Annotated in this window: 24 protein-coding genes; 16 read left to right on the top strand and 8 right to left on the bottom strand. The window is 47.5% G+C overall.

Annotated elements, in window-relative coordinates; translation table 11 throughout:
• Positions 1 to 65 precede the first annotated feature (65 nt).
• The 5 genes from C8N47_RS11935 to C8N47_RS11915 are packed head-to-tail and all read left to right on the top strand — an operon-like array spanning position 66 to position 2,380.
• Positions 66 to 590 carry a hypothetical protein gene (locus C8N47_RS11935; RefSeq protein ID WP_107822790.1) on the top strand — a complete coding sequence of 175 codons (525 nt, stop codon included), beginning with the start codon at positions 66 to 68 and terminating at the stop codon, positions 588 to 590.
• 4 nt (positions 591 to 594) lie between these two features.
• Positions 595 to 1,062: a hypothetical protein gene (locus tag C8N47_RS11930; protein ID WP_107822789.1), complete on the top strand. Its 468-nt coding sequence runs from the start codon at positions 595 to 597 to the stop codon at positions 1,060 to 1,062.
• Positions 1,063 to 1,082: 20 nt separating this feature from the next.
• Entirely contained in the window at positions 1,083 to 1,508 is a 426-nt protein-coding gene (locus tag C8N47_RS11925; RefSeq protein ID WP_146161518.1) for a hypothetical protein, read from the top strand.
• Positions 1,509 to 1,563: 55 nt separating this feature from the next.
• Positions 1,564 to 1,803 carry a hypothetical protein gene (locus C8N47_RS11920; protein ID WP_107822787.1) on the top strand — a complete coding sequence of 80 codons (240 nt, stop codon included), beginning with the start codon at positions 1,564 to 1,566 and terminating at the stop codon, positions 1,801 to 1,803.
• A gap of 19 nt (positions 1,804 to 1,822) precedes the next feature.
• Positions 1,823 to 2,380 carry a hypothetical protein gene (locus C8N47_RS11915; protein WP_107822786.1) on the top strand — a complete coding sequence of 186 codons (558 nt, stop codon included), beginning with the start codon at positions 1,823 to 1,825 and terminating at the stop codon, positions 2,378 to 2,380.
• Between the two features lie 138 nt (positions 2,381 to 2,518).
• Here C8N47_RS11915 and C8N47_RS11910 read toward each other — a convergent pair whose 3' ends face one another.
• The 8 genes from C8N47_RS11910 to C8N47_RS11875 are packed head-to-tail and all read right to left on the bottom strand — an operon-like array spanning position 2,519 to position 8,491.
• Entirely contained in the window at positions 2,519 to 2,947 is a 429-nt protein-coding gene (locus C8N47_RS11910) for a hypothetical protein (RefSeq protein WP_107822785.1), read from the bottom strand.
• A gap of 16 nt (positions 2,948 to 2,963) precedes the next feature.
• Positions 2,964 to 3,368, bottom strand: coding sequence for a phage virion morphogenesis family protein (locus C8N47_RS11905; RefSeq protein ID WP_170111378.1), 405 nt, complete (start codon positions 3,366 to 3,368; stop codon positions 2,964 to 2,966).
• A gap of 30 nt (positions 3,369 to 3,398) precedes the next feature.
• A complete protein-coding gene (locus C8N47_RS11900; RefSeq protein WP_107822783.1) occupies positions 3,399 to 5,363 on the bottom strand; it encodes a phage portal protein family protein in 1,965 nt (654 codons plus the stop codon).
• Between the two features lie 35 nt (positions 5,364 to 5,398).
• A complete protein-coding gene (locus C8N47_RS11895) occupies positions 5,399 to 5,848 on the bottom strand; it encodes a DUF1320 family protein (protein WP_107822782.1) in 450 nt (149 codons plus the stop codon).
• The gene (locus C8N47_RS11890) at positions 5,845 to 6,135 is read right to left on the bottom strand and encodes a hypothetical protein (protein ID WP_146161517.1); all 291 of its coding nucleotides are present in this window, start codon (positions 6,133 to 6,135) and stop codon (positions 5,845 to 5,847) included. Before C8N47_RS11890 ends, C8N47_RS11895 begins: the two co-directional genes overlap by 4 nt.
• Positions 6,136 to 6,167: 32 nt before the next feature.
• The gene (locus tag C8N47_RS11885) at positions 6,168 to 6,422 is read right to left on the bottom strand and encodes a hypothetical protein (protein ID WP_107822780.1); all 255 of its coding nucleotides are present in this window, start codon (positions 6,420 to 6,422) and stop codon (positions 6,168 to 6,170) included.
• Between the two features lie 42 nt (positions 6,423 to 6,464).
• Positions 6,465 to 7,991 (bottom strand): hypothetical protein, encoded by a 1,527-nt coding sequence (locus C8N47_RS11880; RefSeq protein WP_107822779.1) that lies wholly within the window; start codon positions 7,989 to 7,991, stop codon positions 6,465 to 6,467.
• Positions 7,991 to 8,491: a terminase gpP N-terminus-related DNA-binding protein gene (locus C8N47_RS11875; protein WP_107822778.1), complete on the bottom strand. Its 501-nt coding sequence runs from the start codon at positions 8,489 to 8,491 to the stop codon at positions 7,991 to 7,993. Before C8N47_RS11875 ends, C8N47_RS11880 begins: the two co-directional genes overlap by 1 nt.
• 188 nt (positions 8,492 to 8,679) lie before the next feature.
• Here C8N47_RS11875 and C8N47_RS11870 point away from each other — a divergent pair, with 188 nt between their 5' ends.
• From C8N47_RS11870 to C8N47_RS11820, 11 genes are all read left to right on the top strand, one after another.
• Positions 8,680 to 9,759 (top strand): Clp protease ClpP, encoded by a 1,080-nt coding sequence (locus C8N47_RS11870; protein ID WP_107822777.1) that lies wholly within the window; start codon positions 8,680 to 8,682, stop codon positions 9,757 to 9,759.
• A 19-nt stretch (positions 9,760 to 9,778) separates the two neighbouring features.
• Positions 9,779 to 10,669, top strand: a complete 891-nt coding sequence (locus tag C8N47_RS11865) for a phage capsid protein (RefSeq protein ID WP_107822776.1) — start codon at positions 9,779 to 9,781, stop codon at positions 10,667 to 10,669.
• A gap of 15 nt (positions 10,670 to 10,684) precedes the next feature.
• Positions 10,685 to 11,092 carry a hypothetical protein gene (locus tag C8N47_RS11860; RefSeq protein WP_107822775.1) on the top strand — a complete coding sequence of 136 codons (408 nt, stop codon included), beginning with the start codon at positions 10,685 to 10,687 and terminating at the stop codon, positions 11,090 to 11,092.
• A gap of 101 nt (positions 11,093 to 11,193) precedes the next feature.
• On the top strand, positions 11,194 to 11,448 hold the full coding sequence (locus tag C8N47_RS11855; protein WP_146161516.1) for a hypothetical protein: 255 nt from the start codon (positions 11,194 to 11,196) through the stop codon (positions 11,446 to 11,448).
• Entirely contained in the window at positions 11,445 to 11,747 is a 303-nt protein-coding gene (locus C8N47_RS11850; RefSeq protein ID WP_107822773.1) for a M15 family metallopeptidase domain-containing protein, read from the top strand. The genes C8N47_RS11855 and C8N47_RS11850 overlap by 4 nt, the downstream gene beginning before the upstream one ends.
• Positions 11,748 to 11,845: 98 nt before the next feature.
• Positions 11,846 to 12,223: a hypothetical protein gene (locus tag C8N47_RS11845; RefSeq protein WP_107822772.1), complete on the top strand. Its 378-nt coding sequence runs from the start codon at positions 11,846 to 11,848 to the stop codon at positions 12,221 to 12,223.
• Positions 12,223 to 12,684 (top strand): phage tail tube protein, encoded by a 462-nt coding sequence (locus tag C8N47_RS11840; protein ID WP_107822771.1) that lies wholly within the window; start codon positions 12,223 to 12,225, stop codon positions 12,682 to 12,684. Before C8N47_RS11845 ends, C8N47_RS11840 begins: the two co-directional genes overlap by 1 nt.
• Positions 12,684 to 13,040 (top strand): hypothetical protein, encoded by a 357-nt coding sequence (locus C8N47_RS11835; RefSeq protein ID WP_107822770.1) that lies wholly within the window; start codon positions 12,684 to 12,686, stop codon positions 13,038 to 13,040. Before C8N47_RS11840 ends, C8N47_RS11835 begins: the two co-directional genes overlap by 1 nt.
• Before the next feature lie 86 nt (positions 13,041 to 13,126).
• Positions 13,127 to 13,480, top strand: a complete 354-nt coding sequence (locus C8N47_RS11830) for a hypothetical protein (RefSeq protein ID WP_107822769.1) — start codon at positions 13,127 to 13,129, stop codon at positions 13,478 to 13,480.
• 50 nt (positions 13,481 to 13,530) lie between these two features.
• Positions 13,531 to 13,833 (top strand): hypothetical protein, encoded by a 303-nt coding sequence (locus C8N47_RS11825; RefSeq protein WP_146161515.1) that lies wholly within the window; start codon positions 13,531 to 13,533, stop codon positions 13,831 to 13,833.
• The gene (locus C8N47_RS11820) at positions 13,834 to 15,948 is read left to right on the top strand and encodes a phage tail tape measure protein (RefSeq protein ID WP_107822767.1); all 2,115 of its coding nucleotides are present in this window, start codon (positions 13,834 to 13,836) and stop codon (positions 15,946 to 15,948) included.
• Positions 15,949 to 15,950 lie beyond the last annotated feature (2 nt).

The following is a 15,950-nucleotide window of genomic DNA, read 5'->3' as shown; positions in this document are numbered from 1 at the left end:
GCGAGTTTCGCAAAGCGATTAAACGATTCTTAAACGCAGAAAACCAATAATTTAAATTTTAAAGCATGATAATACCATTTAGCGTAACATTTCCAAGCGGACAGCCGACAGACTTTGTCGGAAAGATATGGGCAGGGCTATTGAATGACGATGATTTTGTGATAAATAACCGTGATCGCGCTGCATTTTTAGAAGGATGTCAGAACAGAAATCTAATCTACGATGATGTGCTAAGTTTTGACGAATACCGGCTTCTGTACAAGCCAAAGCGTCATACAATACGAATAGATAAGCCAGAACGCTGGCATGTTGGTTCAAAGATTCATATGGTTGTTTTTAATCGGTCAAAAAAAGTATTTCAATTTGCGCCTGTTTTAGAATGCAAGTGCGTACAGGATATTTTTATTACGAATATTCAAGGTCGTTTTGAGATTAGTATTGATGACAAATACCAGTATAACATTGATGCACTTGCTAAAAATGATGGATTTGACGCTGCCGATCACATGAGGCAATTCTTCTTCCCTAAAAATAGTAAGTGCGATGAATTTAAAGGGAAAATAATTCACTGGACTGACTTAAAATACTGAAACAATGGACACAAAACACCGCAAATTAATGACGCTGCTGACCAAGCTAGGCATGGATAAAGACCAGCGGCACGAGCTTATTTACAGCTGGACAGGCGGGCGCACCTCGTCGAGTAAGGAGCTTTACAGCGACGAAATGGCGAACCTGATCTGGAAGCTGGAGAATGACTTCAATTTTAAAACGAACCTGAACCCGTTGATGGAGGTTGAACGCCGCAACAAGCGCAGCCAGGTGCTGGCCATTGCTCAACGTTGCGGCATCCACGAGGGCACGAGCTTCGAGAAGTTTAACAGCTTCATGCTGAACCGGAGCATCCTTAAAAAGGAGCTCCACAAATACAGCCTGCTCGAGCTCGACGATCTCATTAAGCAGTTCCGCGGTCTCGAACAGAACTACCGCTCCAGTGCATCGCATGCCGGCACAAAGGCCTACAACCGCGAGCGCGGGTTTAACGATCTAAGTAGTAATTAATGACCGTTAAACCGAAGACTATGAATCATTATGATGGTTACTTAAAAGCACAGAAGCTGCGAACAACATTTGCAATAGCGCTAAATAGGAATGGATCGCCAAAGGAGCCAATTTCTGAACAAGAATGTGTCCGTTGGCTTCAAAGCAATGCCGAACTACTCGAAAGAGATTCCATTCTATTTCAGACCAGGGTTGTTCCTGATGGTAGAACGTGGGTTATGCTCGGAGAGATACACCATTCTACCACGCAAAAGCGAAAATGCCAGTTTTGCGGCGAGCAATTTGCGGCGAGCTACGAACGCGAAGTATTATGCTCTAATTGCCGGGTTCATTGGTTGGGAGAGCGGCACCACGTTTGGAAGGCCGATAATAAGTTTCGTTTAGAAAAACAATATCCACGAAAGTCCTATAATATTACTAAAAAAGAGCAACTAACACTGTTTTAGGCAGAATTCTATTTTGATAATTAATTTTTGAAACTCTAAATTTGAAATTGTAATTATGGCATACAACCGGAAAAATATACTGCTTCGAATACTCGATATCCAGAAGATTTACAAGGATAACAGCAAGCACCACAAGGGCGGATGCACCGACAGGTACATTTACCGTGAGCTTGTTTTTCCGGTGTATCGCATCAGCGAGCGTACCTTTTACGAGTACCTGGGCACCAATGCCAAAAAAGAGTACAACGACTTGCTGGACAATGAAAAGAAGCAACTGACGTTATTTAACGAATAATAACCCAAAATCTTATAACATGAAAAAAGCAATATTATTAATCACCTTTAACATGGTCGTGTCGCTCGCATTTTCTCAACATATATATAAAGGCCTGGAGTACGGAATGACCGCCCAGGAAGCAAAAAAAGAGTTCAGATCAAATAAAGCGGAATATGATGCCGTCGATTTTGGGAACGGCTTTGTGTGGCGATTATTTCATCAGAATTTTATCTACGACAATGGCGGCTTGGTCGGCGTGCTATTTCAGCCCAAAGGCGCACTGATGGGCCTTACGCATTCCGGAACGACTTCTTATCTCGAATTTTCGCGTGCATTTTTCGAAGAAAAAGGATATCAGGTATTTTTCGAACCCGAATTTTGGAAGTATCCGCTGAATTTCAATTCAAAATATGGTCTTCTGATGCACGATGAGGATAAAAAGATCGTCGTGCAACTTTATCCTTATTCTGGCTATGTAAATGGAGCTACTATTTATTCGGCTTATATGAAGGTTATTAATTACGATTGGTTTATGCAGCAATACGAGAGCCAGCAGCAGCTTTTGGAATTAAAAGCGAACGAGTCGGGCTTTTAAGAAAACCGCAAACACTACTCTATCATCGAACGGTTGGAGCAGATACTTGAAGCCTTGGATTTGGATGTAAAGCCGAAAGATTAGATCAGAGTTGTAGTGCTGAGGGTTTCACTTTAGAGTGAAGCCCTCAGTGTTTTATTAGAGCGTTTTCTTCGCTTCAAACTCAATAAAGGTCACCATCCAGCCTTTCCAGCGGTGCCAGTGTTGCCAGCCAACAAAGGTCAACCGGCTGCAACTGCCGTTTGCCGGTGTATAGCCATCGAGCAAGTCTTTTGCCGCCTTGGCAATAGCTTCGTGTTCCTCGGTGGTAGCGTCGGCGATGCCGTCCTGCGTCTGCGGAACCATGCTGTAATAATGCAGCCTGATTTTAACCGGCGACCGGCGCATCTGGTTACTCGCATTTTCGAAGTTCATTTTTTCGGGAAACTCGACAAAGAACCCCTGCGGGTTCACCATCGTTCCCTCATACTGCACATTGTACCATTCAACGGGTAGGTCGATGCCCTGTGCCGGTGCTTCAGGCGTGTTTAAACGATCTTTAAATGCTGTAAAAATGGGATATAACATAATTGTTTATTATTGATTATTTGAAAATATCTTCGGCCACCTGATCCAGCTTTCTGCCAATTCGGTCGTTCAGGGCTTCGCTGTCGCCTATCATGCGTCGTTCCGGCATATCGAAGCCAGGCGGACGGCCAGCGCGTAAACCATCGTTGTGCACTTCGGTATAAGGTAGCTGGCTGGTAAATTCAGCCTGTGTGTCGCTGCTTTTGCCCTGCCAGCTGCGGCGCATGGCTCCGCCTCGTTTCTCGCCGATCAGCGTCGGCTTTTTGCCTTTCTTCTTTTTCCGCCACTTTTTATACTGACCGGTTTTTGCCTCAAAGCCCTGGTGTTTGAAATTGTCGGCAATAAAGCGCAAGCCTTCAACTTTAGCGATACCAGGAAACCGCTTCAGAGCCTGTGGTAGCCGGGTCTGAATCTCGGCCATTTTTTTTTGAAAGCTATTGCCTGGCATTACTTACGCATTTAAGAAGTCATTTAACAGTGTATCGGCTTCGCGGCTTATACCAGTTGCATCGGTTTTTGGCAGGTCTTTCAGGTACGGATTTTCGTCGCTGAAAAGCTTACGGTCCTTGCCCGAATTGAAGTCAAAGCCTGCGTCCGGAAGTTCGCCGGATGGAACCTTTGTCGGCGCCTCGTCGGTTTGCGTCACGCTGCAACGGCATCCCCAACCGTTTGGCGGGTAGTTGCTGCTCCAGAACGAATCGTTTATCGGTCGTACAACACCATCAAGCCGGGCGTGATCCGGGCGGGTATCATCATCAAGAACCGCCTCGTAGCGAAGATTCGGGTACAAGTCGGCTTCTTCCTTGAATCCCTCCCATTTTACGGCCATCTGGCTCGACGCCTGTGCCTGCTTAAACTCGGTTTGCAGCCATTCTTTGTTATACTTCTCGGTTAGTGGCTTCGCCAGTTTTTTGAAATCATTCCAGCTGCGTGGTTCTCCGTTTTCGTCAACCAGCAAGGCGCGAAGCTCCTGCTGTTCGGCGTAATTTTTAAAGGCGGCAAACGCGGCGGCATTGGTACGCAGCTCGGCAGCCAGGTCGGCATACTGATAGGCATCCGTCCACTGTATACCGCTATCTTGCATGGCCGTTTGCAGGCTCTGGAAGTTCAGCCTCCAGATATCCGGGTCAATGGCAATGCCTTCCTTGTCGGCCAGCTCATTAAAGAATCGTTCGAGCCAGGTATCCAACAGGCTTTTGGCAGCTACCGGCTTTTTTGGCCCTTTGGCGGCGGGCTTGCCTTGTCCTTTCGGATCGTCGGCTGGTTGTTGCTGCTGTTGCTGTTCTTTCGTATCGTCCGGGTTTGCCGGATCTTCACCCTGCTTGGTTGCCAGTTGCGGATCGTCATCAAGCAGATCGATATACTGGAACTTGGCTTTTGCCAGCCGGTCGGCCATTTTGTACCCATTTTTAACCATCAGCGGAATGAGCTTGCCGTTAATGTGATGCTGCACCCGCCGCAGACGGGCTTTGGTGAACGCGTTTTTAATTCGCTCGTGGACTTCGGCAGTACCTACAAAAGCCTGCGTGTCGCCGGTTGCTGTTTGCCCGTTGATCGACTTGCTCAGCTCCTGGTTGCTTAGCTCAATAGCCTGCATGTAGATCTTATAAAAGTCTCCATTCTGAGGTTGTTTGATGTCTATTTCATCATCTTTGCCGCAAACAATGTAGCCATTAGCCGCAAAGTTAGCACAAGCCTCTTCTATGGCATCCAATTCTTTTTTATCCTGCGTGTCGGTGGCATACTTCAAAAAGGGCATGCCGTATTTCTCAGAGCCTTGGCTCCAGTCGGTGCGGGCGTACTTCTTCAAGATCACCTCCTCGGCCAGATATTCGTACAAACCAAGCTCTTCCTTGCCCCAGATCTCGAGCAAATTCAATGCGAGCTGCTTTCCTTCGTAAGGTAAAAAGAGGCTGCTGTCGCGGTCGAGAATAACGCGCTGTTTGGCCGGATTCACGTTTGGGCGAGGTATCAGAAAGCACTCGTCAAAAACCTGCTCTTCGTTCACCTCCGGGTACTCAATTAGCGAGTGCCCCCAGAACTCAGCCTCGGCAAAAAACTGAACAGAATCGTCGAACCACTCGGTGTCAAATAAATCCTTCAGCTCCTCATCTTCCTTTTTATCCACAATTACCCGGAACGGAGCCTGCTGGATGTCGACAATGGCCGTTTCCTGTTGGCTTTTCAGGTGCCTATCCTTTTTTATCTGGTCATAGATATTATACAAGTCATCGAAATCCGGATTCTCGATATCCTTGGCCGCATCAATGGCTTGCCCGAGCGTGTCCATCTCAAGATCGACATTGTATTGGCGTACCCGCTTAACACGGTTATAAATCCGCTTTTTTTGGCGGCTTTTTGGAGCTTCGTTTTTAGCCTGCTTTTTCCAAGGCCACGCTAAATTTAGTGCAATCATACCTGCAAGGGGTTAAAAGTTGAAATTAAACGCGCTTAAACGGTTCCTTCGTCCGGATAGCTGCGCGGGTAAAGTTGATGTGAGCGTTTCGCGTTGCTGCCCCATCGGAATACGGTTGCCGATTTGCCATCGGCATCCTCAAGGGTTAGCAGTGTGGAGTTGAGTTTTCCTGATGCGATCTTCTCGATTGTTGCCAGCTCTTTCTTCCAGTTGGCGACAATACGCTCAGGTATCTCATCGTCGACCACCGTGTTGTATACGTAGTAGGCCGTAATGTTGGCCATGATGCGCACGAGCGTTCTGTTGCGGGTTACTCCGGACTTGCTTAGCTCAGCGTCCATGTTGAACTTACCGCGCAGCGGGTCGAGCTCGCTGACTGCCAGTTTTTCCGACTCGTTCAGGTTTTCGTCGTTCGTGCCCCGGAGCTTGGCGAGTACTATCGGAGCCAGCAGGCCTTTAAAGTCGGTATCGGTTAAGAAGATCATGCTTTGACAAGTTTATGGTACCACACTGTTATTTTGCCGGTGCTGGTTGGGTAGATGGCAAACGGCTCAATATTTTGCTCATTCAAAAAGTTGCGGGCTTCGGTATTCGAATCAAAGGTTTCGAACTGCCAAAAAAGTTTTAACCCACTACCGAGGCTCTGTAGTCCCGGATACAAGTCAGCAACCGGGACGGCATTGCCATTCGGCGGATCACCTGTATAGTCGACGGTTGGTTGATATACCCCGGCTTGTTCCGGCGGTGCAGGAGGATTTTTATATCGTGGCATACCAGTCGATCTTGATTTTGAAAACAGTCCCATTATACACCCTCCTTTAAAGCAGTTACAAACTTCTCAACAACAACTCCGGCATTGTTGTAAATCTGGTAGCCGTGTGTGTTAAGATCTACATTCTCGAAGCAAATGTCATCTTTGGTTTCAATGCACACCTCTACTTTATCGCCTTCGCGCTTTGTTGATATGCTGTCGGCCTCAAGCATTAGATCAATCCATTTGCTTTTTGTTTGAATAGGCTCGCCGCCTGGTTTCCGTTTGGTGAAAATTTTAATAACCATGTTGTAAATGTTTAGTGATTAATCAAAAGTCAATTATCAATTTTAAGCCCGTCGGGCTTTGTTTTTGCGCATTTTGCCGGTTCGCATCGCTCCGCTGCGTCCGGTTTTGTTGTGTTTCTCCAGGTATTTAATAGCCTGCTCGTCGGCGTCCGGAGCATCGTCGTGCGTCCGGTAACCGGGTTCAATGCCTTTCAACTGCTCAAGGCCTACCTGTGTGTAGTTGTGCCCTTTCTTTTTGGCATTGTAATAGGTGCGCCCATTTTGGTAATAGGGCTGAAGCGTGAGTATGCGGTCGTACTTTTTGCCCTTTGGCGTGTCGACCTTCACAATGTTTAGCTTGCAGTTAAACTCGTCTTCAACCTCATCAATTGTCCGCTTAACCTCGTCGTTCCAGAACTGCGATTCGAACCTCCAGTGTACAATGACCGACGGCGGCAAGCTTCCCTGAAACTGCACCATCCACTCCAAAGCTGCCCGCATCTTGCTTTGTTTGACAAAGGAGTCGATGTAATAAAAGCAGCTGTCGTACAATCCCCATACGCGCACCGCGTTGTAGTCGCTGGTGGGTGTACCGGCGTAGGCAATATCCCAATGCCCAACAATGATTTTAAAGTGATTCAGGGCCGGGAGCTTTACCCACTGGATTTGCTCATCCTTGAAAATTTTACCCTCGGTATGCGGCTCGTGCAAGTACTCGGCATAAGCCGACAGGATACCGTCCTCTTCCTGCTCCCGGTAATAGTTGTTATCGTACTTCTCGGGCCATGCCGGTACATAGGTCACTTTGTCGTAGGCTTTCACCTCGTCGACTTCCCAGTTGGGGTGCTTCTTGGCGAGTTCGCCCTGTATGGAGCGCGGGAACGGGTCGTTATTCGGGTGCAGGTAACGGCGGGTATCACCGTCCATTGTTTTAAGCAAGGAATCCTCAATCCATTTCACGATTTCATCCTGACGCTTCGGGTTTTTAACCGTGTCCTTGTCCTCCAGATCATCACAAACTATCAGGTTTGGCCGTTGACTCTGCTTTCTGAATCCCCTTGCATCCTGGCCCATACCAATGGCCCAGCCGATAAAGCGGCCGTCTTTTGTCCGAAAGTCGCCATCTGACCAACTACCTGATAGTTTCTGATTGCCGAAATAGTGAATTAAACGCGGGTTGCTTTCAAACTCGGCCTGAACATCGGAAAGCAGCTGGATCGCTTTCTTCTCGTTGTTGCCGACGATGAGCAAGGCCACATTTTCGCCGTTTATCCATAGATATATCGGAATGATTGTATCGCACCAAACAGACTTAGCCAGTCCGCGGCCCCATTTCACCAGGCGTCTGACCCGCTTGTTTTTCAATACCGCTTTGGCTAGCCGTATCTGGAACCATGCCGATTTAGCCGTCGCGTAATGCGGGAAAAGGAACTCAACCATAAACGCCGGATCATCCTGCATACGTTTGATCAGGTTGGCTCGTTCCTCGTCAGTTTCAAACGGGTTGACGGTAGATCCATTTTTGATCAGCTCAAGCTTCGCCTTATACCGCTTTACGGCTTCTTTAGCGTCTTTTTTATTCAGAACCATTAACCCAACCTTTCGCTAATAGTGTTCAAGTGGATTTCCTGAAAATCGACGAGCTTCATGTACAGATCGCGGTTATATTTCAGCAGGCCCTGAAAGATATCCTCCATGACGTAGATGTAAGTAGAGAGCGGAACTTGACTGTCTTTCTCGATGTTCTCAAGCGTTTTATTCCACTTGCTCACCGCATCGTCAATTCCCTTAATGCGTGTGCGTAGCTTCGCAATTTCTTCGGGGTTTCCTTTGCCTGTTTCCAACTCTTTTACCTCGCGGTCAAGCTCCAGCCATTCGTCGCTGAGGTTAGAGATAATCTGTTTAATGTTTGCGGTACGTTTAGCCGGGCTGGCATTCTTCGCGTCGCGCTCGGCTTTCCAGTGGTACTTTTCCACCCAATTACCGATCGTTTTCTCCGTGACACCAACGCGCTCCGATACCTCCTTCGCGGTAAGGTTGTGATCTACATAGTACAGCTTTGCGGTCTGTCGTTCCCTGTCCTTTGCCATCGTTTAATGATTGATTCAACAGCAAAATTCAGGAACCAAAACGGTATTTAATAAAAAGTTTGCAAGGCTTCCAAAGAAGCATGCAAGCCTTTCGGACTTGCTTTGTTTGCCTTGATTTTTAGGGGATTTTTGGAATATCGAAAGCGGAGCCACCGCAAAGTTATGGCAATAATTTTTAAAAATACAAAATGGAGCAACGCTATTCTAAGATAGTCAACCGCGAAAAAAAACAAGTCGAAATTCTACTCTACGGTATTCTAGGCGACAATTGGGAGGATGGAGAGATAGACGGTAATTATTTTGCCCGTGAGTTAAACTGGTTGGGTCGCGAGTACGACGAAATCACCATTCGTATTAACAGCTGGGGTGGCAATTTGGACATGGGGCTTTCAATCGTTTCCGAAATCCGCGCGTCAAAGGCCTTTATTATTACCAAAGTTGACGGAGTGGCCGCCAGTATGTCGGGGATTATTGCCGTTGCCGGCGACCGCAGCGAGATGAACGACTATGCCCGTTTGATGCTTCATCTTGCTTACTACATTGATGGTGACGGGAATAAGATTTCGGATCTGAACCCGCGCGATCAGAAGGCACTCGACCAGATGAACGGAATACTGACAGACATCCTCGCCCGCAAAGGGAAAAGCAAAGATGAAATAGCGGCTATACTGGATGCCGAGACGTGGTATGATGCCGATGAAGCGGTTGCTGAAGGATTCATCGATCAAAAGATTGATACTTCGAACAAAAAGCTGGCCGCGCTTGACCCGCGTAAGTTGGTGGCTGCTGTAATGGACGATTTTAAACCCACAAATACAAAAAGAAGCATGGAAAGAATTGCTGCAAAATTTGGATTGAGCAAGGATGCGACAGAAGAGCAAGTCCTGGCAAAGATCCAGGAGGAAGAGACTGCGTCGGCTACCAAGATGGTCGACCAGCTGATTGTCGTGGCCAAGTCCATCGGGACGGTTAGCGATGAGTTGAAAAATGAAGAGAAAGCCCGTCGTGTGGCCAAGGCTGATGCCGAACTCTTTGCCGATTTATACCTAAAAGTTGAAAAGCCGGAAGCTGGCGAAGGCGGCAAGGCCAAAATGATTAAAGACCTGGTTAAAACAGGTGACGCCGGCAAACATGAGACTAAAATCGTTGATAAGAAATTCGACGAACTGAGTGAAAAAGAGCTCGACGATTTGCGCGATAAAGACCGCAAGACCTACGTGGCCAAGTTCAAGGCGCACTACGGATTCGAGCCCGAAATTGAGGATTAATTATTAAACCCGCATAAAGATGGCAGGAGTAAAAAGAGAAGTATGGACGGGCGAAGTTGTCCGCCAATTCACCCACTCGGGTGAGTTTTTGCAGGAGATCCCTGATCAATCCAGATACGTTGACAATGATGTCATTCACCTGGTTGAACTTGGCGTTAAGCCTGACGTGTTGATCAACAACACCACCTATCCAATTCCAATCCAGGACAGCGACGATGAAGATATCGCTATTGCACTGGATAAGTTCCAAACCAAGCAGACCGAAGTTTCTGACGATGACCTGTATGCCTCGAGCTTCAAGGTGATCGGTGAAAAAACGAGGTCGCATACCGAAAGTTTGGAAGAGAGCACCGGTGACAAGGCGGCGCACGCGTTAGCTCCACAAGCTGACACAACGGAAACGCCGATCGTGGTAACCACCGGCGATGCCAATGAGGACGGCCGCAAAAAGCTGACCCCGAAAGACCTCACCACCTTGAAAAAGAAGCTGGACAAAGCCGGTGTGCCTAAAAAAGGCCGGGTATTGGTACTTTCAGCCGATCACGTGGCCGACTTGCTGAGCACGTCGGAAGCATTTGAAAAGCAGTACGTCAACATTACCGAAGGTAAAGTTTTGAACCTGTACGGGTTCAAGATGTACGAGCATGCCAATTGCCCGAAGTATTACCTGGATGGTGCGGCCTGGAAAAAACGCGCCTGGGGACAAGAGCAAGCCGGTGACCGCGAGGCCTCCTTTGCATTCTTCCCGCAACGCATGTTTAAAGCGCGCGGAACTGTGAAGTACTACCTGAGCGAAGCCCGGAACAACCCAGGCACCCAAGCCAACTACTTCAACTATCGTCTGCGTTTCATCTGCCTGCCTAAAACGCAGGAAGCGATCGCAGCCATTGTTTCACCTGACGCAGCTTAAGGAGGGAGGTAGCCTATGCGCAATTTAATTAGCAAACTGGCATTTTTTGGAATCGCGCTGATGGTGTCGATGGTTGTTTTGCAGTCGTTTACGGCTCCGCCTGATAAATACAAGTACGGCAACCGGTCGGCGGTAACGCTGACCAGTGCTGACACGGTAGCCGTTTCGCCAAACAACCTGACGCTTACCTATGCGACCGTAGCAATGGATGCAGATATCGTCTTCAATGTTGATGTGTCGAATAGTCCGCCAGGCGACCGGATTATATTGGACCTAACAGCCGATGGCACCGACCGAACGGCAACATTTGGAACGAATATAACAGGGCTGGCGGAAACTATATCGGCTAATAAGAATGAGCTGCTGGAATTCATCTATAACGGGACAGTGTTCAAGGAGGTGGCCGAAATGGCCGTAGATTGACAGCGATTATATTTTGTTTCTCTGCATATCGATCATCAAAGCCACGCTCAATGCTTATCGGGGCGTGGCTTTTTCAAACACCCCCAATTAACTCTATTCTAATGGATTTGAAAGTGTGGATTCTCTCAGGTGTTATCGGTGCCGGTTCTGTTTTACTCTGGTGGATCATTCGAAAGGCCATTGACGGTGTTTATGCGAGGCTCGATCGCATGATCGAACAGAATGAGGAAACAGGTAAGATGCTGGTAGAGCATGGCAATGAGTTGAAAAGTCTTGACCGACGAATTAATGTGAATGAAAATCGCTTAAACGATCATGCTAAGCGGATTCGACAACTTGAAATTAACAAACAATGATTTTTAAAGAAGGTGTAAAGATAGCCGGTGCCCGCCCCGAGATCGTGATTGCCATGATGGTAGCCGATCAGGTATACCGTGAGCTTACCGGCAACGAGGTTACCATTACAGAGGTTACTGGCGGCAAGCATGGTACCGGATCGCTGCATTACGTTGGTGCTGCTATCGATCTGCGTATTTGGGGATTGAGCAAGGCGATGCTTACGAAGATCGTATTGGAGATCAGAGAGCGATTGGGCGAGAATTTCGATGTTGTGCTGGAGTCCGATCACATTCATGTCGAATTTCAACCCAAATAGTTATGCGTTTATTAACCAGGCTACTCGGGTTGTTATTGCCATTCAAATATTTAAAACTAGCCAACTGGATTGTTGGCGCAATAAAATTTATACTGCTTATGACAAGCGAAAAAGGAATTCTGAGCAAAAAAGAACAGCGATGGCTTCGCAATGCATTGGATAAGCTGACCTTTAAGAAAGGTTTGGCTGATCTGATTGACGGTGCTGGCTACTCGCTATTGATTTCGGTAGCCGACGACTACCTTGTTGAAAAATATGTTTCTGATGGCGCCAAAAATGTGCTGAAAGAAGCAATTGAACTGGGTAAGGCTGGCGATTCGAAAGGCCTTACTGACCTCTTATTTGAACGGCTTAGCCTGGATAACGATATTTTAAAATCGTTTGGAGAGCAGGCCGTTAATTTCATTCTATCCGGCATCCTTGAATATGTCGAATCGATTGATGTTAGCGATGAAGAATCTGAAACTGAAGACTAATGGCCGCAAATACAGGAGTTATTGAAGGACAAGACCTCATCTTATACATTGAGGTTGAAGGCGTACCAACGCCCATTGCGCACTCGACGCAACATACACTTGAGCCATCGGTTGAAACCCGCGACCGGGTAAGCAAGGATACCGGCAAATGGAAAAATAAAGTTGCGGGTCTGTTAGACTGGAAAGCCGGCTGTGATGCCCTGGCTTGTTACGATGGCTTTAGTTATGCCACGCTGTTTGGGCTTATGATTTCGAGACAGCCTGTGACACTGAAGCTTGCCGGGCGCGATGCGGTTGACAGTAACGACAACTGGACGCCGGAGCAAGCTGGAGACACTTACTTTGAAGGCGAAGCTATTATATCGAGCTTGCCTAAAACTGCGCCAAACAACGCTGATGCAACATTCAGTGTGTCGTTTGAAGGAACAGGAGAGCTAACCGCTAAAACAGTAGCAGTATAATGGCGACACTAAAGATTGGTACGCGTGAATTTCCGTTCGAGGCAACGGATGCACTGAGAGAGCTGGTGAAGAAGACCGATATCAAGCTCGAGAAGATTGGAAAGTCTAAAAATGAAACCCGCCGTTTTGCATTTCTGGCAGCCAAGGCCGCCAGCGAAAAGGCAGGTGTTGAGTTTGGCTACACGTTCGAAAACTTCATCAATATGGCAGATCCCGGATTTATTGGCAAAGCTGAAAAGCTCGCTAAAACGTTAAAAGCTCCCGCAGCAAAGAAAAAGGCAAAGCCTCGGAAAAAGGCACAGGCAACCGGCGGAGAGGCAGATCGTAACGAAGAAGCCGATAATTCGGGTGAATAGATTGAAACAGATTGTGAAAAGGCATGTTTCGGCATGCCTTTATTTCGGATTTAAAACAAGTTTAAACACTTATTAAACATTGACCAATGGCACAACAAGTAAGAACAACATTTAATTACAGAGAATCTGAGTATCCATTTTATAAAACGAACCGCGGTAACTGGGATTTTGAGGCCGCCGGATTTTCAGGGAAAGGCATAACTGAAGGGAAAAACAGAGATCTAATCGCTTTGGCATACTTCCATCTGCGCGACTGCGCTAAGCGCGCAAACATGCCGTTTAATGACTCCCTGGATGAATTTATTGACAACTCCGACGATGAGGTAAATGAGGCTTTTGCAAGGCTGTATAAACTCCAATTAGAAGCCGATCAGAAGGAAGCAATTCCTGTCGATGTTAACGGAGTTGAAGAGGGTGGAAAAAAGCACAAGCCGGAATAACCGGCGACGACGAATATGAATTGCTTGACATAGCAATTGGTCAAATGGGAATGAGCCTGGAGACTTTTCTCGGGCTCACCCCAGACCAGACCATAAGTGCCTGGCATTTGTGGAAAAAACAAAAAGAGGAAGACTCAAAGCGAACAGACCTCACTGCGTGGCAGATCGCAAGGTGGCAGTCGTGGGTTAATCTATATCCACCTGAAATGAAAGAAGCCAGCCAGTTTGATATACTGAAGCTTGAGGGCGATGATGAGCTGAAAGAATACCTGAAGAAAAAGAAAGAACAAGTTGGGAATAAACCGGAACGTGACGAAAGAAGGTTCAGAGCATTAGCTAAAAAGTGGGGGTAAATGAGCACAAAGGTTTTTAAATACATACTTGATTTTTCCGGTAATGTCCAAAAGATCAATAAGGACGTAGGCGGCCTGAACGGACTTTTGAAGGGTGCAGCTGTTGCAGCCGGAGCCATGTTTGCAGTAGATAAGGTGATGGATGCTGCGGCAGCTGTTGCCGACTATGCCCAGGAGATTAGTGGTGTGCGTAATGAAGTAGCTCAGCTGACTGGCCAAAGTGGTGCTGCGCTCGATGTCATGACCGGGCAGGTACAGGCTATAGCCCAGGCTTATGATGCAGAGGTAGGCGACGCGATAAAGGCAAGTGACCTACTGATGGATCAGTTTGGAGAGTCGGCCAAAGGTGCTTTTGACATCATCAACTCAGGTCTGGCAACGTCGGCCAACTCAAACGGCGACTTTCTGGAGCAGGTCGCTGAATATTCCCCTCATTTTAAAGAGGCAGGCCTGGCTGCGTCAGAAATGGTTGCCATTATTGCTGAAGGCAACAAGATGGGCGTGTTTAACGACAAAGCAGCCGATGCTATTAAAGAGGGAACCATTCGTTTGCGGGAAATGACGAACGGGACAAAAGATGCTCTGAATGCTATCGGGTTAAGTTCCACGCAGATTCAAAATGACATTTCGTCGGGCAATAAGAGCATGTTTGAAGTCATGCAGCTGGTTAGTCGGCAGTTGACTTCATTGCCTCAGCAATCGCCTGCTGTAGGGCAGGCGTTGGCCGACATTTTTGGTGGCCCTGGTGAGGATGCCGTTCAGTTCATCCGTTCGCTTGGTGATTTGAATACGAGCTTGGATGATGTTATCGCCCAGGGAGGAGCAGCGACAGCCGCTCAAATGGAGTGGGCTGATACGCTGTCGGAGTTTCACGCAACAGGAGCGCAAGTGTTTGGCGGCACAAATACGATGATAACGCAGGTTAAAACAACGATGCTCGGCTGGGTGAATGATAGTATGAAAGGATTAGTTGGAATTGTTAACTACTTCATCGATCTATATAATGAGTCGGTGGTCTTTCGTGGTGCTATTGAGTATGTAAAGCTCGGCTTTAACCAGATGGTTACTTATGCAACAGCCGGACTGAAGCTTATTTGGGAAAATTTAAAGTCGACCGGTAAGATGGTTAAGGCCATCTTTACGATGGATTGGGAAGGTATTAAATCGGCCTGGGTTGATGGATTCAAGGGCATGGGGCAGGTATTTGTAGACGCCGGGAAAGAGACGGCTGAGAATTATGAGAATGCGTGGAATAATACGCTAAACCCCAAAAAGAAGATCGAATTAATAAGCTTGAGTGATGAAGATGCCCAAGCAGCCGGCCAATCGTCGGGCATTAATTATGCCGCCGGATTTGCAAAAGGCATGGGCATGGTCAACATTAATGAGAGCGGCGGCGCAAAGTCGCTTTCAGAGCAAGTTGATGAAGCGCTGGCGATGGATGACTGGTCGATGAATAAAGATGCACTGAAAGGCATTGATGATGCATTTCAGAAGATCGGATCAAGTCTGCCGAACGATGAAATAGCCGAAATGGCTGCTAGTATGAATCAATGGACGAAGTCTGATAGCTTATCGTTTTTGCAATCCCAGTTTAGTTCGTTGGGAGAAAGTATTGGAGGCACAGCCGGCAACTTTCTTGGATTTGCAGCCAATATGCTGGAGATGATTCCGCAGCTTATTGTACAGGTTGCTGCATTGACAGGCGCTGAAGTAGCTGGATCGGCTGCTGTTACAAGTGCGAAAGGAAGCGAGGCGATGGTCTCTGGTATAGCCGCATCGCAAAAGGTTCCCTTTCCGCTCAATATAGTTGCCTTGGCAGCAACAGTAGCCGCAGTGGCGAGTGCATTGTCGTCAATTCCGAAGTTTGCCACCGGTGGGATCATCGGAGGTTCTAGCTTTTCAGGCGACAGCGTTCTGATTCGCGCTAACTCGGGAGAGGAAGTATTGCGCCGGAACGACCCACGCCACACGCTCAATGCAACCAGCAGCCGGCAAGTCGGTGGAGGTAGCCAGGTTAAAGTGCTTGTTCCAAGTATGCGGCTGCGTAAAGGCGACATCTACATCGCCTTTAAGGAAGGTGAGAAAGAATTTCAAAAACGTAACGGACGGTAAGT

It is taken from the genome of Mangrovibacterium marinum (genome assembly GCF_003046625.1).
Classification (GTDB): Bacteria; Bacteroidota; Bacteroidia; order Bacteroidales; family Prolixibacteraceae; genus Mangrovibacterium; species Mangrovibacterium marinum.
The sequence above is the reverse complement of the archived record's forward strand: the minus strand, read 5'-3'. Positions and strand labels throughout refer to the sequence as shown.